Origin of the sequence: secondary endosymbiont of Heteropsylla cubana, assembly GCF_000287355.1 — a bacterium.
Taxonomy (GTDB): Bacteria; Pseudomonadota; Gammaproteobacteria; order Enterobacterales; family Enterobacteriaceae.
Genome location: NC_018420.1, coordinates 626211 through 652756, shown reverse-complemented (window position 1 = coordinate 652756; position 26546 = coordinate 626211). Strand labels below are relative to the sequence as shown.

Annotated in this window: 9 protein-coding genes, 1 tRNA gene and 1 pseudogene; 3 read left to right on the top strand and 8 right to left on the bottom strand. The window is 26.3% G+C overall.

Features of this window, described 5'->3' with window-relative positions; translation table 11 throughout:
* Positions 1–713 precede the first annotated feature (713 nt).
* Together mutS and zapB are read left to right on the top strand one after the other, a co-directional pair.
* Positions 714–3254 (top strand): annotated as a pseudogene (mutS, locus tag A35E_RS01705) (DNA mismatch repair protein MutS).
* A 1703-nt stretch (positions 3255–4957) separates the two neighbouring features.
* Positions 4958–5197: a cell division protein ZapB gene (gene zapB / locus A35E_RS01700; protein ID WP_014888954.1), complete on the top strand. Its 240-nt coding sequence runs from the start codon at positions 4958–4960 to the stop codon at positions 5195–5197.
* Positions 5198–6246: 1049 nt separating this feature from the next.
* On the opposite strand, the gene pfkA is transcribed toward zapB, so the two are convergent.
* The 4 genes from pfkA to A35E_RS01680 all read right to left on the bottom strand — a co-directional run bounded on the left by pfkA (position 6247) and on the right by A35E_RS01680 (position 16123).
* The gene (gene pfkA / locus A35E_RS01695) at positions 6247–7209 is read right to left on the bottom strand and encodes a 6-phosphofructokinase (protein ID WP_014888953.1); all 963 of its coding nucleotides are present in this window, start codon (positions 7207–7209) and stop codon (positions 6247–6249) included.
* A 2910-nt stretch (positions 7210–10119) separates the two neighbouring features.
* A tRNA-Val gene (locus tag A35E_RS01690) sits at positions 10120–10196 on the bottom strand.
* Positions 10197–14559: 4363 nt separating this feature from the next.
* The gene (gene murA, locus A35E_RS01685) at positions 14560–15810 is read right to left on the bottom strand and encodes a UDP-N-acetylglucosamine 1-carboxyvinyltransferase (protein ID WP_014888952.1); all 1251 of its coding nucleotides are present in this window, start codon (positions 15808–15810) and stop codon (positions 14560–14562) included.
* A gap of 55 nt (positions 15811–15865) precedes the next feature.
* Entirely contained in the window at positions 15866–16123 is a 258-nt protein-coding gene (locus A35E_RS01680; RefSeq protein WP_014888951.1) for a BolA family protein, read from the bottom strand.
* A 1308-nt stretch (positions 16124–17431) separates the two neighbouring features.
* Between A35E_RS01680 and map the strand changes: the two genes are divergently transcribed.
* Positions 17432–18226, top strand: coding sequence for a type I methionyl aminopeptidase (gene map, locus A35E_RS01675; RefSeq protein ID WP_014888950.1), 795 nt, complete (start codon positions 17432–17434; stop codon positions 18224–18226).
* Positions 18227–18551: 325 nt separating this feature from the next.
* Here the strand turns inward: map and ygfZ are convergent, their stop codons facing one another.
* From ygfZ to serC, 4 genes are all read right to left on the bottom strand, one after another.
* Positions 18552–19535: a tRNA-modifying protein YgfZ gene (gene ygfZ / locus A35E_RS01670; RefSeq protein WP_014888949.1), complete on the bottom strand. Its 984-nt coding sequence runs from the start codon at positions 19533–19535 to the stop codon at positions 18552–18554.
* 835 nt (positions 19536–20370) lie between these two features.
* Positions 20371–20832: an rRNA maturation RNase YbeY gene (ybeY, locus tag A35E_RS01665; RefSeq protein ID WP_014888948.1), complete on the bottom strand. Its 462-nt coding sequence runs from the start codon at positions 20830–20832 to the stop codon at positions 20371–20373.
* Between the two features lie 731 nt (positions 20833–21563).
* Positions 21564–22979 (bottom strand): NADP-dependent phosphogluconate dehydrogenase, encoded by a 1416-nt coding sequence (gndA, locus tag A35E_RS01660; protein ID WP_014888947.1) that lies wholly within the window; start codon positions 22977–22979, stop codon positions 21564–21566.
* Positions 22980–24117: 1138 nt separating this feature from the next.
* A complete protein-coding gene (serC, locus tag A35E_RS01655; RefSeq protein WP_014888946.1) occupies positions 24118–25206 on the bottom strand; it encodes a 3-phosphoserine/phosphohydroxythreonine transaminase in 1089 nt (362 codons plus the stop codon).
* Positions 25207–26546 lie beyond the last annotated feature (1340 nt).

The following is a 26546-nucleotide window of genomic DNA, read 5'->3' as shown; positions in this document are numbered from 1 at the left end:
TTTCAAGTATCATTAACTCATCTTCCTTTTTGTTTTAATTAATTTAATTCTTAATTAATATAAAAAATCTTGTAAATTTACATTTACACCAAAAAAAACATTTGGTTTGCAACTAAGGTTGAAAAACAGCATTTATATTCACAACTTCTTAAGAATATACATTCTATTATTATTGAGTAATGATATTTTATCTTATTTTACGTTAATTAAAAAAAATAATTTTAAATATGTTCAATTAACATTAAAAATCTTATTTGTTAATATAAAATAGATATTTTTATGTCAAATTGTTTCTCTATTTAAGTATCTAGTTATCTTAATAACTTAGTGAACAAGATATTTAATAATAAACAAGGGAACTATATCAAACTAAAAATAAAGTATAGATTTTACTGTTCACAGTGGCTCATAATTATCTTTAAACACCAATATGGTTTTTATCTTCTCAAATTCTTTTTATCTAGCAAAAAAATTTTAAATACTAATTCATCAAATTATTTTTTTATTAAAATCCAACTAATAAAATTATATATCATATAAATAAACTGTTTTTTTTGTTATTTTAAACTTTTTCTCTGTTCTAAAATTTTAAGTGTTACACTTACATTAATAATAAATATATAGTTGCTTAAAAACTCAATGCATAATATAACACTATAGTTATATAACTATTTGATTAATATAATTAATTTTGTATTATTTTAACTATATCAATAATTTATGTTACAAATTTGAATTCACATGTACCCATGATGCAACAGCACAGCATCCAGATATATTAATATTCTATCGAATGGGACATTTTTATGAACTATTTTATGATGATGTCAAGACGTGCATCACAACTCATGGATATTTATCTAACTCAACGAAAAACTTCCGCCGGAAAACCAATTCCAATGGCTGGAGTTCCATAGAATTCAGTAGACAATTATTTAGCTAATCTAGTTGCATATGAACAATCAATCGCCATTTGTGAACAAACAAAAGATGCAAAAAAAAAACAAGACTCTTAGAGTTTTGTGTAGTACGAATCGTAACCTTGGGTGCTTTCAGTGAAGAATCTTTATTAAATGAAAGATAAGATAATCTCTTAGCTGCTTTTTGGGGATCACAATAAAGATTTGGTTACACTACATTAGATCTTACCTCAGGTCGTTTTTTATATCTAAACCTGCCAACCGTGAAACTATGGCAAAAGAATTAGAACATATTGATCCCTCTGAACTTTTGTGCCCAAAAAAAAAACCCTACAAGATATAACACTCATTATAGATCGTCGAGGATTACGACGTCGACCTACTTAGGAATTTAATCTCGACACATTCTATTATCAGCTTGTTTTACAGTTTGGTACTAAAGATCTCACCGGATTTTCCGTTGAAAAATCTTGACTAGCACTGCGCGCTGCTGGCAATGTAGTACAATACGCTAAAAATACTCAAAAAAAATCTCTTATTCATATTCAAACTATTGTCTTACAGAACTCAAAGGACGTTATAATCATAGATTCCGCAACACAGAAAAATTTAGAATTAACGAAAAATCTAAGTGAAAATCAAAAACATACCCTAATAAATATTTTAGGTCACACAGAAACCCCGATGGGAAGCCGGATGCTAAAACACTAGCTACAAAACCCGACACGAGACATTAAGATCTTAACAAATCGTCAAGAGATTATTATTTTACTATACGATTATACATTTGCATTATAATCTCTCCTTCATCAAGTTGGTAATCTCGAGCAAATATGTTCTCGTTTAGCACTCTGCTCATCAACTCCTCCAGATCTAGCGAAGATACCGAATGTTTTTCTACAATTACCACGCATTCATTTTCTCCTTCGCAAAGAAAAAGGCTTTATTTAAAAAAATTGTTAGATAGAATAAGCTTATTTGGAATGCTGCATAGCCTATTAGTTCAAGCTATCACAGATACACCACCAATTCTACTACTCGATGGAGGGTCTTATTGCTCCTAGTTATAACTATAAACTAGATAAGTGACGCACCTTGTCTTCGGAAGCTAGCGATTATCTAAATCATCTAGAAATTCGAGAACGAAAAACAACTCAATTATAGAAATACTTAAAGTTCGATTTAATTCAATACATAAATATTTTATTGAACTTAATCGAACTCAAAGCCACCTAGCACCCATCTATTATACTTATTGTCAGGCTTTAAAACATTCTGAACGATGTATTGTTTCAGAATTGAAAGAATTTGAAGGTAAAGTTTTTATGTCGAAACATAAATCATTAGTACTGGAAAAGTGCTATACACAGAACTGCTTTAGCTATTTTTGCCACATATAAGAACGTTATAAAAAAAGTTCTTCTGCACTAGAAGCACTAGATGCACTAACTAATTTAGTCGAGTGCGCAGAAACAATGAACTATGTCTGTCCAACCATTGTCAGCAATCCAGGAATACATATTAAAAAATGGTCGCCATCCAGTTGTGGAAAAATTTTTAATAACACCTTTTATACCCAATCCATTGTTTTTATCAGATACGCGACGTATGTTTATTTTATCAGTAGCCCTAACATAAACGGTAAAAGCACCTATGTGCGACAAATAGTTTTAATTGTTATTCTTGCATATATAGAAAGTTTTATCCCAGCTGATGAAGAATCTATTGGACTAATAGATTAAATTTTTATATGGATTAGCGCTACTGATAATCTCAGTTCTAGTCGCTCTACATGTATGGTTGAGATGACTTAAACTTCTAATATTTCACACAATGCAATAAACCAAAGCGCAGTACTAATAGATGAATAGGACGAAATATATCGACTTATGATGGTTTATCATTAGCCTGGGCTTGCACTCAAAACACCTTACTATGCATATTAAATCCATGACTTTATTTGCTACACATTACTTTGAGATAACTACTTTATCGGAAAAAGCAAAAAGTGTAAGTAATTTATACTTAAACGCAGTAGAATATGATAGCAAAATAGATTTTATGCATAACATAGAAGGGGTAGGTAGTTAATAAAAACTATGGAATATCAGTGGCAACTTTAGCCGGAATACCCACTGAAGTAATTAAACTCTTGCTAAAACAAAACTCAACCAACCAGAAAAACCATCTATATAGAATTGCAAGTAAAGATTCACATACCTTCCAAGAGTCATCACTTATTTCACAAAAAAAAATAAATTTATAATACCGGTAATCGAGTTATTGAATACACTAGAACCTGATACTATTTCTTCAAATCAAGCCCTAATTTAGCTTTATGAGCTAAAAATATTATAAATAAATTAGTAATTTATAAACAATAAACCTGATGATAAGATTATTATCTTAAATGTTACTCATTATCGATAATAATGCCGATATATTTTACTAAAGCTATACGTTTATTGAGTATCGTTTTCATTAAAAAAACATATTTCTAGCAGTTGATTTTATATAAAAACCATTATTTTCTTACAACGTCTAATATTTATTAGACATTATGAGTACGCTTATTAAATATTAATGTTAACAGAAATAAAGTTATATTTCATTAAAAATATATTTAAATCATATTAAATACACGGCAGTATATATTGTTAAATATTCTATGATAAAAATCTACCGAATAAAAAAATCTACTTAATAGCACAATTTTTATATAAAATAAATTTTTTAATATATAAATTTAATAACCTTACTATATTTATTAATAAAATATAAAATATATCTAAAAACTTTAATTATTTTTTTTCAGATAAAGTTTTTATATCAGCTCTCTAAAACTAAAAGACTTATTTGATGTTTTTATGTTCTAAAAAATATGAAAACAAAATCAAAAGCAAACAACAAAATACTTAAAAAGTATATATTCTTAGTGATCAAAGTATTAAGAATGTTGATTATATTAAACATTGATAAAATTTTACTTGGATAGATAAATAATTAAATAGAATTGATTAAAAAAAACAACTTCACTATAAATTAGTGTGTAAATATAAGAAGTCTAAAAAAATGAAGTTATTTATGTTAATTAATCGTCTATTCATAAAATTCACATTACGCTGTTATCTAATTTAATAATTTATTCTACTCGAAAAATTCGAAATAAAACAGATTAATAGCCAATATGTTAAACTGCATTTTTTCGATAATAAAAAAATAGATAGACATCTTTTATTATTCAATAATATATATACAATTTCAATGAGTTTAAAAAAAATAATTTAACTTATGGCACATAAAGAAAACATATAAAAACTTAAATGATTTAAAAAAATAATTGTCATATCGTTCTTAATTTAAATCACATAACTAATTGATAACTTAAAAGTTCTATTCTAAAAAAAACATCATTTAAACCTTATATCTATGAATAAACATAGACTATATGACATTTATCATAAAATATTATTTTAAATCAACAAGAACAATTTAATTCTTAAACACACTGAATAAATCTAGCTTGATGTAATCATTTAGCGATTTTTTTTTGAAATATGGATCCATGCAATCATGAATCTATTATAAAATGATTTAAGTAAGAAGATTATAAAAACAATATAACAACCTTATCTCTAACTAAAACAATGCAGTGAAATAGAATATGTTAGTTATGTTATAAACATAATAATTTTAATATACATTAATTATTATACTTTTTCATTATTCGTCGTGTTAAATAAATTAATCTTTATTCTTGACTGTTAACTATTTAGAAAATAAAAACAATTTGGCTAAAATCTCTATTAAAAAAACAAAGCTTTTCTAGCAAAAAAAACAAAAAAAAATCATGACAAGGAATATAATGTTCTTAATTACGATAATTTTTATAAATATAGGAAGAATACAATTACTTCTCATCTAATATAAATTAGTAAAGTATAGATAAAGATATACCTAACGGTCTAGTGATTTAAGTTATAAAAAAATACCTCAACACCACTGATCAAAATCTCTTATTTTTTGAGGAAAAATAAATGACATTTGAAGTATTTGAAAAATTAGAAATTAAAGTTCAGCAAGCAATTGACACAATAACGCTTTTACAAATGGAGATAGAAGATCTAAAAGAAAAAAATAAGTGTCTAAACAAAGAGATGGAATGGTTAAAAACAAACCAAGAAACGCTAGTTAGCGAAAATGAACAACTTAGAGAAGAACAAAACATCTGGCAAGATCGTCTACGTTGCCTATTAAATAAGATGGATGAAGTTTGAGTTTTGATAAAACTTTTATTTGTAGGCCGCTGTATCCTAGCTATTAAAGTTGAACGCCATTCAATTGCAAACAAATGCAATTTTAAAGTAAAAGAAAGTAAAATCTAAACAAATAATGTAATTTACTAAATTAATGCTACTAATCAAATAACTTATTATCTAATAAACATTATGGAAAACTAATGTCGCCACTTCAGTGGCGATATTGTTAAGTGATTTTAATTTACAACATTTCTTAATATAAGAAAGTTTTTAAAAAGTTTATAGTATAAAGCATGTTATGATTACGACCATAATGTTTTTATGCTATAAAAACAATTATTGTTGTACCCATTCCTAAAATATGCTCAAAGAATCCTTAACATTAATCTTTTTTTAAAAAGTGGTTATTTTGGTCATTCATTACTCACTTTCTTAATTTTAAACTAAAAACAATTGTATATGTTCTTAGAACAACTTATTTTTACTTTAGATTAATTTTGTGGTATTATTATATCATAAAATAATAAATTTATTTATGTATGAAATGGATCAATAGTATATTGATAATCGGTTTTTATTAAAAAAACAATAACAATATCATTAATGTTTATTTGTAAAAATCTGAATCAATAAAACCTAAGTAAAAAAATAATCATCCTCTAAAAATAAGATGATATAACATAATAATTTTAAATTCAGACCAAGGGGTTTTAAATAAAATTATCATCAAAATTAACGACAATTCAAATTTTTATTTATTTTATGTCCAAAGATAAAGAAAAGTCGTTGTATTTTTTATCGCTTTTAACAAATCTATGCAATTATCGTCATATGATAAGTTAGAAGAAACATAAAAACTTTATATAAAAATACTGTTAAGACTTACTATGAGCAACTCTATCTTTAGAAAAAATTCATGTCAATTTTCTATCATAAATAATTATTTTTAAAATGAATCTAATTTTAGATAAACATATTCCTCTAAACATTAGAGCATAGTTGTATAGATAAATCTATCTCAATGCAGCAATTACACTTACATTAAAAAATTAAGTTAAAGAAAAAAATCAAAAAAGCTTTTTTGCTATTTTTAGGATGTCTTTACGGAAAGGACGTTTCATTTTTTTTAAAGCATCAACAATATTATGATGCACTAATTGCTCATTTTGCACCCCAACACACCGACCACCGTAACCCTGTAATAACAATTCAATAGAATATGCACCCATACGAGATGCTAAAATACGATCATAAGCGACTGGGCTACCACCGCGTTGGATATGACCTAATACGGTTGCACGTGTTTCCCGCCCTGTTTTTTGTTCAAGATATTGTGCTAATTTGGAAACATCACAGATATGCTCAGTAATAGCAACAATAGCATGTTTTTTACCCTTAGCGATACCCGCCTTAATTTCGTATACTAAGTTTTCTGGTTTAAATTCTTCTTCAGGCAAAATAATAAATTCGCATCCGCCTGCAATAGCTGCCGCCATTGTTAGGTCCCCACAATGCCGCCCCATAACTTCGACTATAGAAATACGTTGATGTGATGTAGACGTATCACGAAGTCGATCTATCGCTTCAACGACAGTTTCTAAAGCAGTGAAATAACCAATAGTATAATCGGTACCAGCTACATCATTATCAATTGTACCCGGCAATCCAATACAAGGAAAACCCATTTCCGTCAATCGTTTAGCCCCCATATAAGATCCATCTCCCCCAATGACAACCAACGCATCTAGACCACGTTTTCTCATATTTTGAATAGCAACAAGTCGAATTTTTTCTTCTTTAAATTCTGGAAACCGCGCAGAACCGAGAAAAGTGCCACCACGGTTAATCATATCTGAGACACTATAACGATCTAATTTTTCCATACGATCTTGAAAAAGACCTAAATAGCCATCGTAAATGCCGTAAACTTCTAAACCTTCAGATAGCCATGCCCGTACAACTCCTCGGATAGCTGCATTCATTCCCGGTGAATCACCACCACTTGTCAGTATACCAATTTTTTTAATCATATTTACCTCTTAACTTAAAATACCGATCTTTAGAATACAGCACGTTTTTCAGTATCTGTTTTTCCAAAAAAAATACCGGAACTTCAAAAGAAAGAGTATAATAAATACCCGAAATTAAATAGATTTAGATAAAAGAATTTTTTATTCTTCAATTGGAAAATAAAAATGTTAAATATATTTCAATGTAAGAGAGCTATTTCAATTTGTTGCATAAAGAAATATAGTAATCACGCTCTTCTGTTAGTAGATAAATTATTATATTCAATTTTGTTTATTGGTTATATGATTGTTATTCATATTAAGTGATTTTATTATTTTCATAACCTTAATATTTAATATATGTAATTAAATAAATGTAGTTATACCTATTATCAGTAAAATAAAATATATCTATTACAGCTATTACTCATACAATATTCAATTTATCTAAATTTCTTATTTTTAATTAAAACTTAACTCTGATTTAGATTGATTAGAATCATCATTCTATTTTAATTCATATTAATGCGTACCTTATCAATGAACACTAGGTCAATTTTATTAATTCATAGGCACACCATTGCAGCCAAAAATAGAATCAATATGTTTAGCTAAAGTTACTTAAACATTTAAATAAAAAAATAAAACTATACACCTAAAAAATATTAAGAGAATATAATTCTCTTATTTTACGTAGAAGCAAGTATATACCTTGTTTTGAAAATATCGGTTTAAATAAAATCCCCTCATCGATCTGTTCATTTATTTGCATAAATAATTATAAATATTGCATCTAAGTGGTTAAATAGATAATATTTATTTAGAAAAAAAAGCATTTCTAAATTAACTTACACTATTTTTAATTAATTATTAATGAGTGATCTAAAGATTTTTTAATAAAATCTCTGTCATGTCCTAAACAATCTGTAATAATCTTTCTAGAACATCTAAAATAGATAAACATAGGTCTTCTTTTAAAGAAGACAAATTATAATTTTTATTCAAGTTATTAATTAATAAACTAAATAATAAAGATATCTTTTTATATATATGGCGATAATCATTAAATCATCTGAACATGATATATAACACCCATCCTTACTTAAACTTTACATTGAAAGTAAAACAATTTTTTATTTTTTAAAGACTTCAGATAATACAACATTATAAATATTGATCTTTTAAAAAAATATGAAATATTTTTATTTGATATCTTAATGCTCTAGTGCTCCCTTCAAGGAAGCAGTTAATAAAAAAAATCCTAATATTAATTTAATTTTCCCTGCATGGAAACAATTATTTATATGAATAGCTTTAATTTTTATATATACCTCTACAATAAGTTATCCTACTCCCTAAGAGGGTAAATCTTATATTTGATAAAACTTTCTATTTGATTAAAATATAAAAAATTTATTTTTTTAAAGTTGTCGTCATTCTATAAACGTTATATATACAGCGTAGTTACATAAAATAATAAAAAATAAGTAAATTAATTTTCTTTTATAACGGAATATTATCGCTTATTAATACGCTTACTTGCAAAAATTTGTTTACTATTGCAGTAATAAATTATATTATTTTTTAAGTGACATTTCTTACAAGAAATTAGATTTTTCTATTTAATGATTAATTCAGGATAACAGACAATATTAAATATTTTTATTTAATTTCATTCAACTATTTTACCAAATACTGACGTATTAGGGCTTATGCTCTGGTAGAGAGTCAACATTCCAGTAGCAGAGAAACACATTAATACACGTTAATCTTATAAATTATAATTTATATATAAACATATATCACTTAATTGTATATCCCACTCTTATGATAAAAACATAAATATTAATTTTTATACTAATTTCTAAAAATTTTTATTTTTTCCAACTTTAATCTTCTAAAAAAAACAATTAATTGTACATCTATTTTTACGATTTTAATCGCTCTCATTCTGATCTAACAAAAAATATTATTAAAAACTATTAGTTTAATGTGAATTAAATACAATTTAAAAAAATTAACACATCTTCCAATACTTAAAAAGAAAAAAAAGACTAAAGTTATAATAAACTTTAAAGCAATATCTATATACATAAAAATATTAAGATTATATTTAAATTATTTAACGATTTTTAAATTTTATATAAAAATAAATTAAATAAAAAAATATTTTATAAGAAAAAGTACTCTACTAATTTAAAAATATCAAATCAATAAACTTATCGTCTTAATTCTCAACATTACTTCTAAATTTTAAATGAAAAAATAATAATATTATTAAAAATTAGTTTTTATTAAAAAAATATAATTTTTAAGAAAAAAATTAAAACAGTTACTATTAGCAGGTAATATCTTTATTTAAAAAAATATAAAAGAACTATCAATGACTAAATTCTTTTTTTAGTTGTTTAATTTAAATAAAATATTTTATTAATATAAAGGTGTTTATTTTAAAAAAAATAATATTGATAACATATCATATTATATATTTCGATTATCTATATTAACTAATCGCTAAATGATGCGCCATAGAAATAAAAAAAATAGAGATTTAATTAAAATTTAAAAGATAACTGACCAATAAATTTAAATTTACATCTCTCATTATCACAATTTAGTTATTAGAAAAACAAAAAAAATTATTTTTTTAAAAAAGCGCCATAAGAATGAAATCAATACCCTTTAAAAAAAAACCATTTCCTTATTATTTAAAATAATCAGAAAAAAAAGAATAGTCATAAAAAAAATACGTCAAAGGTTTAATGACGATATAAGAAATAAGCATAATTTTTAATTAATACTGACGAAAAACGCATAATCAATTCACATAATAGATATTGAAAACGTTAATATTTTGTTAAAAATAAAACTATAAATGTATGACATTCTTTAATAAATTGATCAAGTCAGATACATCTGAAAAAGAACAACTGGTACATCCGAGTGGATTTGAACCACCGCCCTCTACCATGTCAAGATAGCACTCTAACCAACTGAGCTACGGATGTATATTTACATGCTACTTAAATAAATTCTTATTAATATACTCTTATATTTTTAATAATGGAATAGATATATTTTTTTTCTGATTGGTAATTTATTTTAGTAAATCCTATCTATTAAATAGACTTTTATTTATATATTAAAAATATGTAAACAGCCATATAAAATATATTGTCGAACGACATATCGTCTCTTTTCTTGTCTATAAGATAAATCGTAAGAAAATTTAGCAATAAACTAACTTAAAACATATTTTTATGTAAAAAAACACATTTTTAAAGAAAAATTCATTGAAAGTAATTACTATCTAATAGTTTTTTAAAAAAAATATCCATCTTGCTATATTTTTACAAAAACAGTGTTTTTTTTAATGAAGTTAATTATTTCACTAATTTATTTTTTTATAGCATAAAATCTACTTTTGTTTATAATAACGATATTTAATAAACATATATCTGTTTTTAAAATAAATCCTCATATCATTGATGATAATTCGATTTTATTCTGAATGTTATTATTTCCGAATATTCTTGTATCAATGCTAAAACCATTAATATACATTTTGACCCTTATTCAGAAAAATAATCCGCATTAACAGTCGTATTTATTTTACAATATCTTTATATTAGTATTATAACATTTTTAATTTAATGTATTATATCAACCTAAAAAATAAGAACTATCACAATAAATAATTTGATTATTTAATATTTCTTAAAATGATATTTTACTTTATTTTGTTTTTTTAAATAAAACTGTACTATTACCTTTTATTTATTTACTTCTTAATTCTTCTAATGAAGAAAGTAACTTTAATCTTCTACATAAAAATTAATTTTTATTTAAAAGTAAAATTTTTATTTGCATTCTCATTAATTAGAAATCTAAATTTTTAGTACCAGTTTAAGTATTATTAAAAATAACGTCAATCAACATGTCTAAATTATAAAAAAATAAACCATTCAACATTATTTAGATCAATAGTTTTATAAATATAAAAACGATAAAACAAGAAATTTTTCCGTATATTTTTTTATATCTATTTAAAAAATTAACATTTTTTCAAAATCATCTAAACGTCTCTACAAGAAAAATCACCGTATTTATAATTAGAAATATAAATTATACTCTATTATCTTATTCAAATCCAATAGAATATAATTTATATTTATTAAAAAAAAAGAAACGTTGTCATTTCTAATGGTTTTTAAGTCCATGCTAATTAGCATTCGACTCAAATATATCAATTATTTTTAATAATCCTATCAAGTACTTTTTATATCAATTTAATCTTCCAAGAAGGAGATACATTAGTATAAATGAGCCCGATCACTTCCGGAAACAATTTACTCTTACATGTCTTTAGTTTGCTAAAAATCCCCAACAGCAATGAACTAAAAATTAGAATACTAATAAGTATTTCAATTTTAACCTTACCCCCCCCCTCGATTTTAAATTTATCCGCAAACACTACGCAAAATTATTAAAATAGTATTTCAACAGATGCTATTTATGGACCATTTTAATAATTCGCCATAATTTTTATTACCACATCTTGATAAGATTGTGGACTAAAACGTTACAAAGCTAACATATTCGCAAACAAATTGCTGAAAGGTCTTTATCTAATCAATTATACTAAATGTTTTTCATTACATCCATCTGGATAGAGAAATAACGATTAGCTATTGCTAAGGAAGTCATGATAGAACCAAAATTTTATTATTTAATGAACTAACATTAACTCTGAAACCGACTATACTAGTTAAAATGGTCAACATCATGCATAAGATTTAGAATATGCATCACTTAAATAATTGTTGCTCATTAAGCAGAGGGTCAAATGCAAGTAATTATCCGAGTAAGTATATAAAAAATAAATCCATTATAGAATAAGATGATAAAGATCTTTTTAATAGTAATAAACATTAGTGATTATCAGTAGTCACCTAATTAATCTTTTCTAGAAAAAATGTCAAAAATAAATAAATCTTCTTTAGTATATTATTGATTACTATGTGTATGAAGACTAACAGCTCCACAAAAAAACTCTACGTTTTTCTTTCTGAAGCAATTCATAAACCATTTGAGTCTATAGGTTTTAATAATAGAACCATGGTTTTAGTATTAAGCTAAGCTAAATGCCTATATAAAAAACACAAACAAATTACACTTTCAGTAATCAGGTATTTATTTATTAAATTCTAGTTTCTACTTTTATCGATATGACAATATAATTTCTGATAGAGATATTACTTTAGATAGGCTGAAACAAATAACCTTTATAGACCTACACCATAAAAACTCAGCACCTTTCATCACCAAGAAAGATGCATTAAGAAACAGTCATCTCTATCTGGTTAAAGTTTCGAAACACAAAACAACTCCACCATTCAGAAACACCCAATATAAAAAAAACATCCTGAAAATTATTTTGATATCATATGATATAGTTAATAAAATTCTATTTTAGTTTATGAAATAGGCGGATATAAAGCGTATTTAAAGACATTGCTGTTATCAATGAAGATTTAATCAAACATCACAACTTTATAACCTTTTCAGAAAGAGTAAAAAATAAAGATTATTTTTAGATAGGATCTTAGTATCTAAGTTTAACTTAATAATATAACGTTGCTAAATAATTTTAACAGAATATGTTAGAACACCTAAAAAAATAACATTGGTTATTATACCTTTAAAATATGGTCTACTAAATAAATTATCTTGATAAAAACTCATTACTATCACTACTAGAAATAACTAATTTGCTAGCTATAAATTCAATGGTAATCAGACTTATTTTAGTTATTAAAATCCTACCTCTAGAATTGATATAATATTTTTTAGATTAAAACTAGAACATTTATAATGATACCATAAGACTTTATATAAAGTATTATTAATAATATTTATTTATTTTGTAATATTAAAATTATTAATTATTTTAGTAATAAACATAATAACAAAATTAAGATTTATTTATTATGATTTCGTTATTCAGTTAAAATTTTTGATACTAGTCATTTTTTTAAATTTGTCACATTAACATTATTATATGGATCTTAGGCGCCTATCAAATATGGCTATAAAATCTATTGAAAAGTAGATAAAAGTGATGGAAATCAAAAAAAAAATAAGCGATTAAAAAAATAACTAATGTTGCAACGTACTTCTAAATAACTTTACTATAAAAATATGATATAACATTATTATCTATTTCGAGGACCAATAGATTACTTCATTGATAAATATTGATTTTATATTATTAATTGGCGTCAGCGAAGTAATGTTTTAAATAAAAAAACTATTATTATAGTAACCCAATAATCTTTTAATTGGTATGTGAACAATGGTTGATATTTATTTACTTATTATTCTTTGTTACCACGTGTTATTAAAAACTCAAATTGAAGAACCAATCGCTTTAAAAGTATTTAAATAATTTATTATTCATTAAAAATATTATCTTAAATCCCTATCAACTTGTCTCTCTCGATTATGATTTTATAGTAATGTCATTACTATTAATGATATTTTTATCATTATTCGAATAATGCGCATGTTTTTGTTGTCAAAGCTCATCACTATCTATATCGCAATCTTCACTAAAACCCTATAATTAATATAAAACAAATCGTTAATATACTACGAACATAGCCAATTTTTGGCTCATATAAAATTCCTTAATTCTAAAGATTACTTTATCAAAATTAGATATGTGCAACACAATCACGTTATCATTAAACATTGATTTTTATAGAACCTAACTATTTTTTTCGTATAATGAGCACTATTCCACCTGAACAATGGTAATCTTACGCTGAACTACGAAAAAAGTGCATGTCAACCGGTATATCTTCTACCGCCACTTATTATTAAACGTATTTTTCAGATTTCTTTAATAAAAATATGGTGATAATCTTTTAAAATACTGTATTGTTCTACATTATTACTCTCATAGATATTATTTGACAAAGTCAAATCCTGTATGATCGCACTTATGATGGAATAATTTTCTACATCACGGTCATTCTTTATTTGTTTATTAACAGTCTATTGACTTTATTTATAAAAACAATAAATTTCCAAGTAAATCGATCAATTTAAATAAAATAACATATTATAACATTTCTATTGAAAATGCCTAATATAATAAATCTATTTTATTAATTGATATTTTCAACTCATATTAAATTAATGATTACGTTGAACTCAAAAATAGTTAAAAATATTTTTATATATTTGATGCATACAGATCGTACAAGTGATATGGAAAATATCCAGTAAAAATTAACAAACAATTGCACAAATATGCTAGAATAAAAAAAATAAAAACTTCTTAATAGAAAGTAGATTTACTATCTACTAAATCCTTTCAATATTAGCCCCCATACTTCGTAATTTTTCTTCAATACAGGCATACCCGCGATCAATATGATAAATTCGATCTACTATGGTTATTCCCTTAGCTATACAACCCGCTAATACTAAACTGACTGATGCACGCAAATCACTTGCTATTACTTTTGCTCCTGATAATGTCTCTACACCACGACAAATAATAGTATTACTTTTTATTTCTGCTTGTGCTCCCATGCGAATTAATTGAGGAACGTGCATAAATCGATTTTCAAAGATCGTTTCTGTAATACAACCAGTTCCCTTGGCTACTAAATTTAGCAAACTAAACTGTGCTTGCATATCGGTAGGAAACCCAGGATGTGGAGCAGTGTGCACCATAACTGCTTTTGGTCTCTGAGAGTGCATATCTAAACTTATCCAATCTTTTCCAACACTAATATCAGCACCTGCTTCTCGTAATTTTAGTAACACAGGTTCTACTATATTAGGGCAGGTATTATGACAAATCACTCTTCCGCGAGAAACAGCTGCTGCTGCCAAAAATGTACCTGTTTCTATACGATCTGGTAAGACACGATAAACACCACCTCCAAGACGTGTAACCCCTTTTATTATAATTGTATCGGTCCCAGCACCACTGATTTTCGCTCCTAAAGTAATGAGAAAATTAGCGGTATCAACAATTTCTGGCTCTCTAGCTGCATTTTTTATAACTGTAGTACCTGTAGCTAATGTCGCCGCACCCATAATTGTTACTGTCGCCCCTACACTTATTTTATCCATAACAATATGCGCACAATGTAAACCATCATTTACTGATGCTTTAATATAACCCTTTTCTAATTGAACAGTAGCACCTAACTGCTCTAACCCACGAATATGCAAATCTACAGGACGTGTACCGATAGGACACCCACCAGGTAAAGATACTTTTCCTTGACCAAAGCGCGCCACTAAAGGTCCTAATGCCCAAATAGATGCACGCATGGTTTTTACTAACTCATAAGGTACAGAGTAAACATTAACGTAACTAGCATCTACATAAACTGATTCATTACGTTTTACTTTTGCACCAAGATGAGCAAGCAATTGCAGAGTGAGATCAATATCTTTTAATTTTGGAACATTTTTGATTTCTACAGGTTTTTCAGTAAGCAAAGCTGAAAAAAGGATAGGCAAAGCGGCATTTTTAGCACCAGAAATAGTAATTTCACCGCTTAACTGAGTAGGACCCTGGATCCTAAATTTATCCATCAAGATTTCTCTCTGTATTACACGAAAAGGCAGTTAATTAAAAAAAAGATTGCATTTAAAAACTATTTCGATTATTACTATCACCCTTCCACTCATTAGGAGTACATGCCTTAATTGTTAAAGCATGGATGCGATTATCTAAAATATACTTTACTAATGGTGCATATATTATCTTCTGTTTTTTTACCTCACTCATACCATTAAATTGCTCACTAACAGCGATAACATGAAAATGATTACCATTTCCACTCACATGCACTTCATCTAATACTAAAGCTTTCATTAGTATTAATTTTATTTCACTTTTGTCCATATAATATTTTACAGTTTTAAAAAAAAAGATTAATTAGCCAATTAAGTGGATCACGTTTTAAAAAAAACAATTAACTGTAGTACTAAATAGTAGATAATATGAAACATCATTTATATTTGTTATCTATAGATAAAATACCGACGACTTTTGTGAGATCAGGATATTCAAAGATCAAACAGTATAAATAATAGAAAATATAGGTAACATAACAAATGCACTATGCCTAAATTAAAGTTAATTTATTTTAATTATTAATTATATAAATTAATATTTTTTTGATTAAAAAAACTTATCTAAAAAGAATCAATTTCTCAAAAAAAAAACAATAATTAAAAAAAAATCTTTATCCAGTTATATTGATCACAATTTCACTTCCGCTAATTATAACATTTTTTAGCAATAGTTTTTATTCTTACCAATGTAAGAATAAATTATTAACATGATATTAAGCATTTTTTTCTTTATTATAGAAGAGATCTTCTATAAAAATTTTAAAAATTAAATATAACAAAAATTTAAAAAAAATATACTTTTCTTTGTTGTATATTCAATCTTTTTATTAATTTATTAAAATTAATAACTTTTTTATTTAAAGCATTATTTTTATCAAAAATTATACTAATTATCTTAAATATAAGAAAAAATAACTTTCTTCTTCTTAATTAAAAAACATTTTCTTAAAAAGAACTATAAATACTAATTAATTCTTTTCAAATCATTCTCTGAAGCCAATAAAAAATCTCATGTTTTATATTATCTTCTACTTCTATGTGATTACGATCTGATTTTAGATCCGTCAATTAATCTTTTGATAAATTCTCTCTTATTACCTTCATAAAACAATTTAAATTATGATATAATCGACATAAAAGATCGGGTTTATTACAGCTACATTTTTATACCTAAATGTTATAATATAAACTTTATCTGCTTAAAACAAATTCAATAGAACTATTTTAAACTTATATAAGCACTATAGTATTCACATACTTATTTATCAATACATTTAATTAGAAAAATCGACAAGTATCTCATTTGGAGATTTTAGTTAACTAATATAATTTTGAAATTATTAAAAAATATTATAAAAATGTTTTACTTAAACAGATATTTTATAAATAAAGCACTGTTACAATAAAAAAAAGTATTGTATTCAGATAATAATCTCTAAAAATTACAAGAATCATATGGTTGCCATAAAATAAAAATTATTTAGTTAATTCAATCAAACAAACATTAATCTCATTCGCTAATTTATTCGATATTATTTATCATTATTTAAATTAATAGCGAATGTAGGTCTTTATTATGGCTATTTCTATAAAAACAACACATGATATCGAAAAAATGCGCGTTGCTGGCCAACTAGCTGCTGAAGTATTAGATATGATTAAACCTTATATCAAACCTAATATTAGTACTGGAGAATTAGATCGTTTATGTCATCAATATATTACTGAGAAACAACATGCTATTTCCGCTTCGCTGGGCTATCACTCTTTTCCAAAATCAGTTTGTATTTCGGTTAATGAAGTTGTTTGTCACGGAATTCCCAGTGATAAAAAAAAACTTAAAGAAGGTGATATTCTTAATATTGATGTCACCGTTATAAAAGACGGGTTTCATGGAGACGCATCTCGAATGTTCTTTGTAGGGAGACCAACTATCATGGGAAAACGTTTATGCCAGGTAACCAAAGATAGTCTTTATCTTGCAATTCGTATGATTAAACCAGGTATCCGATTGCGATCATTAGGTAAAGCTATACAAAAATTTGTTGAAGAAAGAAATTTCTCACTAGTTCGGGAGTACTGTGGCCATGGTATTGGAAAAAAATTTCATGAAGAGCCGCAGGTGTTGCATTATGATGCAGAAGACGGTGGCGTGATATTAGAACCCGGCATGGCTTTTACTATTGAACCTATGGTAAATGCAGGTGATCGCCGTATTCGTATCATGAAAGATGGCTGGACTGTCAAAACCAAGGATCATAGTTTATCGGCACAGTATGAGCATACAGTCGTAGTAATAAAAAATGGTTGTGAAATCATGACAATAAGCACTGATGACACCTTACCATCAGTAATTTATCATTCTATCTAAAAGTTTTATAAATCTATTTTTAGTGTGTTTTTCTCTTAGAGAGAACATGCTAAGTCATTTTTTTATCCATGCAGGACAAAACTGCTAAATAGTCTCAGTTTTTAAAACCAAGAACAAGCACTTTAGTGCTCTTTTAAAAAAAATTTTAATGCTTCTTTTTTATAGGAAAAATTAATACTTCCCCCACATGAACCTACTTTTGTTATCAGAAATAACATTATCAAGAAGAATGCAAGAAAAATTAATATCAAAATTATTATATGGTTGAATAGAAGAAGTACTTTTGCTAAAAAGCATCTTTATATGGACAGATGCACAAATTTAATTAACAAAGCATGTAAGGTAAGGTCTGAACGAAGAGGGTACAGGCATTGTCGCCAACTACCCTTAAAATGCTATCGTATAATAATGTATTATTTAATACAACTTGCACATAGATTATATTATTTTTTAATCGACAAGCTGCCAACACCTTACCCGTAGGTTTCCAATTGTTTCCTATTTTAAGTTCTAAACTGTCACCAATATCAGGAAGATAGCTAGAAACACCTGAACACCAATAAAGAGCGCGATTATTAGCTCCACGATATTTAGCTCTTGCGACTATTTCTTGTCCTATATAACACCCCTTTGTAAAGCTGATACCACCAAGTGCTTGTATATTAACCGCTTGAGGAATAAATTCTTCGACATTAGCACTATCGATTATTGGATAACCTGCTTCTATTTCTAAAGATAACCATTGTTGACTATTATTCAGTTGAACTTGCCCCATCAGTATTTTTTGAAACATATCACATATAGTTGGCGTTGTTATTAATAAAAAACGCGGCTTTGGAAGATTAAAATAAAGAACTGTTGTATTCTGATGATATACAACAGGACAACTGATATCGGGTAAAACAGTAAACAATTTATTCATTGCAACCCTTGCTTGAAAACCAGCTAAACCTAATAATACAACACTATCATTAACAATGATTCTAGTTTTAGAAAAAACGGCATATTTTTTCATTTCTTTTAACTGAAAGTCTAGTACACTACGTCGTTCAAATAATCCAATTCCATCATAATAATGAAATACACATAGATAACTTAACATTTTACCTTTAGGGTTACAGTGAGCTGAAAAACAAAATTGGTTGCCTTTTAATGAACAAACATCACAGGTCAACTGCCCTTGAAGATACTTAATAGTATCTTTACCATTCAACATAACTAATACCCAATCTTCTAGAGAAATTAGAGTTAATGGAAGCTCGGCAGAATGCGAAGGTAAACGTGAAGGAAAAGGAGGTTGATATAACATGAAGTAATCTCCTAATAAGAAAAAAAATACTATCCTGGCAGTAAAAAAACTTTAGATAAAAAGGAAAAATTAAAACACTTAGATAAAATTTAAGCGATAGACGCTACAAAAAAAAGAATGTAGCTAAAGTTATTTTATTTTTCTGAAAACAGAAAAAAATAATACATTTATATATTAGTGATATTTTTATTTTTAAAAAATAAAAATTATTTTTTTATAAAAAAATCGTAATTGGAATTAGACTATATCTATATAGTTGAATTGATAAAAAAAGCTATCACTTTTCTATTAAAAATCAACATCTAACTTATAAAGTTTTTCTTCTATTAATTGAATCACATAAATTACTTTACTATACCAAGTAAAAATATTTTTCCCCTGTTAACCTTATAAAGTAGAAATTACATTCCTTCTTTTATATTTATTTTAAGTTCTAGGGTGATTTTTTTAAGAAAATATCTAGCAACTCTCTCATCAAAGAACTCGGTAGATTAAATTAATTAGTAACCCTTTTCACATATAAAAAGAAATTTGTAAAAATATACTTTTTAATGTCAATTCAGTTGATATTTACATTAGTATATGAACAATAAGTATCAGCATTGAGTATTTATGCAAATAGAAAAATAATAAAATTTATTAAATAAGAACATTGAGAAAAACTTAATTCTTTTAAGAATTTTATCCTTAATCAATGTATTGATTTCTAAAAATTCATGCTGTAATTTAAAATTAAACTCTTAAAATAACAATATTATTATGATACTAATGTTATGAAAAACAAACAACATATCTAGTATAAATGCTTGAATTATTATTTTAGAAAATACAGCGATTATTTTAAATAATAAGGATTTTGATAACCAAGCTCATTCATTATCTTAATTTCCAATGATTCCATATTGTATGCTTCTTTAATCTTAACGTGATCATATCCTAATAAATGAAGCGAACCATGAATAACCATATGAGCCCAATGCGATTCTAGCAATTTTTCTTGCTGATATGCTTGGCGTTCTACTATTTGACGACAAATCACTAGATCTCCTAACAACGGCAGTTTAATTTCTTCAAATACATTACATGGAAAGGATAACACATTAGTTGTCTGATTTTTACCACGATACATCATATTTAACGCGTAGATTTCAGGTTCATCTACAACCCGAATTGTAATTTCAACCTGTTTTTTGAATAATGAAAGCATTCCATAAAGCCAGCGAAGAAAATCTCTTTTTTTAGGCACACCATTAACTTCCTCACAAGCCATTTGTAAATTTAGTCTTATGTAGTTCATATATTCAAGTCTTTAGGGTATAGTAAAATATATCCACTTAACTGGATATCCTTATTTGAACCTATAACTTTTTTTAATTGTTTTATTGAAAAACACTTAATTAATTATTAGCATTCTTAATAACATTAAAATTAGATTTTAATTCTTTCTATATGGTAGAGAGAAGGGTATTTCCTATACATAACATCAAAATTAAAATACAATTCTTTATACAGGTTCCACTGAATATTATAATTTCACCACTATTTCTTAAAATCTAACCGAAGAATGGGATATAAATAGCAACACATCTACTACTATAATTTAAAATTATAAGCTATATTAGGCTTATAGCCTATAGACCAACTACAACCCCATCTTTTTAAGAAATTATTTTTATTAGTAATTTCTTATGAATTACGGCACCTTCACACATTCGTTTTTAATAAACGTGCTTTTATAACATACTAATTAATCAATTTTTCAAATCAAGAAAAACACGGCATATATTTATATGTTATATAAAAAATCAAAAACAACTGAAATTTAATCAGTTAACTTTTATAAAGTTTATAACATTCATTGTTTTACTGTATTTTAAACAATCATTTTCATAACCCATCCTCCATAAATAATTAGAGTTAGCTCATCAGATCATTATTATAATGATGTTATTTTTTTATAAAGTATCTAAAGACATATAATCTATTAATTTTTATGTACTATATATTATTATATCTAATTTAAAAAGATTACTCGCCTGATAATAACCATTGCGTATGAAAATCTCCTTCTTGATCAATACGCTTATATGTATGAGAACCAAAATAGTCTCGTTGAGCCTGAATAAGATTAGCAGGCAAGATTGCAGATCTATAACTATCATAATAAGCAATAGCTGAAGAAAAAGTCGGCATTGGTATACCATTTTCAATGGCATAGATTACTACATCACGTAATGCCTTCTGATAGTCATTAGTAATTTTTTTAAAGTAGGGAGCCAAAATTAAGTTACTAGTTTCCGGATCTACGATATAGACATCAACAATTTTTTGAAGAAACTGAGCCTGAATAATGCAACCAGATCGAAATATTCTCGCAATATTTGCGTAATTTACATTCCAACTATTTTTTTCAGAAGCTGATTTTAGTTGAGAAAAACCTTGAGAATAAGAAACAATTTTTCCTAAATAAAGCGCACGACGCACTTTTTCAATAAATGATGACTTTTCACCGAAAAATACTTTTTTCTTAGGACCGATCAGGACTTTAGAAGCAGTGATCCGCTGCTGTTTAAATAAAGAGAGATGACGAGCAAATACTGATTCCGTAATCAAACTTAATGGTTCCTCTAATTCTAAAGCGCTTTGAGAAATCCATTGTCCAGTACCTTTATTTTCTGCTTCGTCTCGAATAAAGTCGAGCAGATAACATCCATATTTATCTTTCTTTATAAGAATATTTTTTGTAATACCTATTAGATAACTGTTCAACTCTCCTTCATTCCACTTATTAAATATACTTGATAACTCATCATTATTTAACTCTAATCCATTTTTTAAAACCGAATAAGATTCGGCAATTAATTGCATATCCCCATACTCAATACCATTATGCACCATTTTTACATAATGACCAGAACCAGCGGAACCAATATATGTAACACAAGGTTCCCCATTGAATCGTGCAGCGATTTTTTTTAAAATGGGTGATATATGCTCATAAGCTTGTTTTGAACCACTTGGCATTAAAGAAGGTCCTTTCAAGGCGCCCTCTTCACCTCCAGAAATACCCATGCCAATCAGGTACACTCCTTCTTTTAACAAAGTCTTAGTACGACTAATGGTATCTTTATAAAATGTATTACCACCATCTATTAGTATATCACCTCTTTCCAAGAAAGGTCTTAATGAGTCAATACTTTTATCTGTATCTTTACCCGCTGGTACCATTAATAGAATGCAGCGCGGTTTTTCTAGTGAACTTACAAATTCTTTTAAGTTATAATAAGGTATTAATTTTTTTCCTAAATTACTCGCTACCACATCATCTGTCTTTTTTTTAGAACGATTGAAAATCGATACACTGTAACCACGACTCTCAATATTAATTGCTAAGTTTCTCCCCATCACTCCCATACCGATGACGCCTATTTTCTGTAAAAACATTAAAATACTCCCGCAGGTAGTAAGAATTGTTGTACCTTCTAATAAAAACTGTTACTTATATTGCATTAATATTTAAATAATATTTATCTATAATATTATTAATCTAATGGTCATTAATACAATCATAAATAACACTCTACTAATCTTCTTATAATTTCAGAATGATTAAATGTCATTTATAAACTTTCTTTCATTGTTTCGAACAGATATATCTTAAAAAACTAATTTTTCTCTATAAATTAATTCTATTGTATAAATAAAATAATTACATATTTTTATAAAAAATTAGATTATTTTTATATTTTAGAAATTAATCTGTTATAAAATCTCCAAAAAAATAAAGTTATTAACTATTTTTTTAATAGTTCATTATTTTACTATCATTATTTAGTTAGACTAAAAGATTTATGAATGAATCTAGTTCATAGAAATAAACTACACGCGAATTTAATTATCAATAAAAAATAATTTTTATCTAAATATTACTGTTTTTGGTAAACTTTTAATTATTAACTAACTGATAATAGGCAACTTACTTTTATCAAGATTTTTCTATAATGGTAAGTAAGTGACTTGTTTATTTCTACCATTTGTGTAAAATAAAACAATCCTCATCTTTTTAACTAAATTAATATTAATTATAAATTATGTGATGCTAAATTTTTTATTCAGTCTATGACTATTACAAAAGATGATGAATATCTTGCTTCCTAAGATTTCACTATTTCCCTGAAATCTTTAAGTGGTTTATGCTACATATGTATAATATAATTTTTATATCTTTAAATTTAGTGAAGTCTATTTTGTGTTTAATTTTAGACAAGGATATAGTTATATTTTTTATAATTCACTTATTAAAAACTTTTAAATTAAATTATTTATATTTATAGAATATAATTCTATTCGCGTGAGCAAATACGTGATACTATATCCAACTACCGATCTAGATTACTTACTAGAGCACTTATGTTAGTGTTAAAAAAATTAAAAAACTTTTATTTATAATAAAAAAGTAAATAACAAAATAATTTATTTTCTCTATGAGCGCGATGACTCTGATGATTCTGTAATATATTTAATTCATAAATCTAATAATTACGCTAATCCCGGCTCTCCCTTACGATGAGAAGACAACAAACTACCTCCTATATCGACGAGAAAAATTATACATAAAATTTACTAGTGCCTGAACACCTTCTAGTGGAAGAGCATTATAAAGAGACGCACGCATACCACCTGCCACTCTATGTCCTTTTAACGCACGTAAACCAACATTAAAGGACTCATCTAAAAAAAGTTTTTCTTGTTCTTGGTATTCTAATTGAAATGGTACATTAGTTCGAGAACGATTAGCTGGTGCAACAGTATTGCGATAAAAATTACTTTCATCAATTGCACGATATAATAGAGATGACTTAACCTGATTACGTTTGTCCATTTCTTCTAGACCTCCTTGAAGTTTTAACCATTTAAACACTAAACCCGACAAATACCATGAAAATGTTGGAGGAGTGTTAAACATAGAATGATTTTTAGCTAAAACTGTATAATCTAGAATAGATGGAGTTGCTCTATTAGCTCGACCCAATAGATCTTCACGCACGATAACTAACGCAAGACCAGCAGGACCAATATTTTTCTGAGCTCCAGCATAAATTATTCCAAATCGACGGACATCTAATGGATGAGATAAAATCGTGGAGGAAAAATCACCTACAATCACCTTATCCCGAAAATTCGGAACTTCATGGATAGCAATACCATCAATGGTTTCATTAGGACAATAATGTACATAGGCGCTATTAGGAGACAATTTCCATTCGCACATTGGTTTAATTGCCCGAAGACCATCTATTTTTGTAACAACATTAATAACTTTTGGATTACAATATTTTTTTGCTTCTTTTATAGCACTTCGCCCCCAATAACCACTATCGATATAATCAGCACACGTAGCTTTCCCAAGCAAATTCATTGGTACCGCAGAAAATTGTGCACGTGCTCCCCCGTGACAAAATAAGACTTTATAATTATCTGGAATTGCTAATAATTCACGTATATCTTCTTCGGAAGACTGAGCTACTTCTTGAAACTCTTTACTACGATGACTAACTTCCATCACAGATGTTCCCAGACCACACCAATTACATAAATCTCGCTTTGCTTGATGCAAAACCTCTATAGGCAACATTGATGGACCGGCGCTAAAATTAAACACCTGAATCATTTTCCCTCACAAAAATTTAGAAGTATAATTCAGCATTATAATAACTAATGATTACTATTCTCTACAGCTTGTTTTGTTTAATAAGTTAAATTTATAAGCAAGAATCTCTAAAAAAATCCCATGCTTGTTTTTAAGATTGGTCCTACGAAAACAGCAATATTTTACAACAATTGATTTATTTAATTGTAACATAGTTTAACTACGATAATATCGCAAAAAAATGTATTCATCAATGTTGTCTAAATATAATAAAACAAACTAAACGCTACGAAAAATTTGCTTCATAAACATAATCATACTTGTATTATATTGTTATAAATAATTTATATTAAAGTCATTTTCTTATTCCTATTTTTAATAGGATACCAGTTTCACTTAAAAAAACCCTAAATTGTGCTATCTAGAAATCCATTCACTAAAAAAACAACTCCCATTGCACAAAAAATATGCTTTTAAATAAAACTTACATCCCTATATCATTGCCAAAACGGTATTAACAATCTACAGTATGAAGATAAGAGAAAAGCTTTCAATCAATTATTATTAAAATAATAATATATTCATCTAGATAATTTATAACATAAAGCATGTCAATTTTTAGTGATTCATACAATACTCAATGTTATTTGAACCCTAATAATTTTTTCTCCTAAAAAAGATAATATCTATTGATATTCTTACTCAAGAATAAAATTATTTAATGCGCTATAAATCAAAAAAATATTATCGATTCCTTCTTCATTTTTAAAAAATATTCAAACTAAATTAACAAGATACTTTAAATATATCTAAGTATTTATAGTAAAGAAAAATTAATTAAAATCCAGTTAAATAAATTACCCCTAATTCACAATACTCATCGTTTAATTTTAAAAAATAGATAATTTTTAATAAATATTAAATATCCTGTGATCTGAAAAAGTTATTGGTTTTTTTAGATCGCTCAAAACACTAAAAAATAAATTTATTAAAATTTATATAACGTACTTATAAATATTTTATTTATAATATAGTTAATAACTATTTTTTTTAAAAGACACTATATAAAAAATGAGCTAAATTAAACCTCGTTTTTAATTTATTATTAAGTCTGTATAGATGAGTTCATTAATAGTCAATATTAAATTAACTATATTAAAATCTTTAAATTATTTAATTGAACCTCCTAACCAACATAAGATGCATATATTTTTAAATTTAAATTAAGACAGAAAATACTATTTACATTATTGCGCTGCACAATAAAATAATATAATTATTTATTAAGTATTTATTATATTAATCAGATTAATAAAATTAAAATGATAACAATTAAAGATTTAATTAACTAAATATTAAAA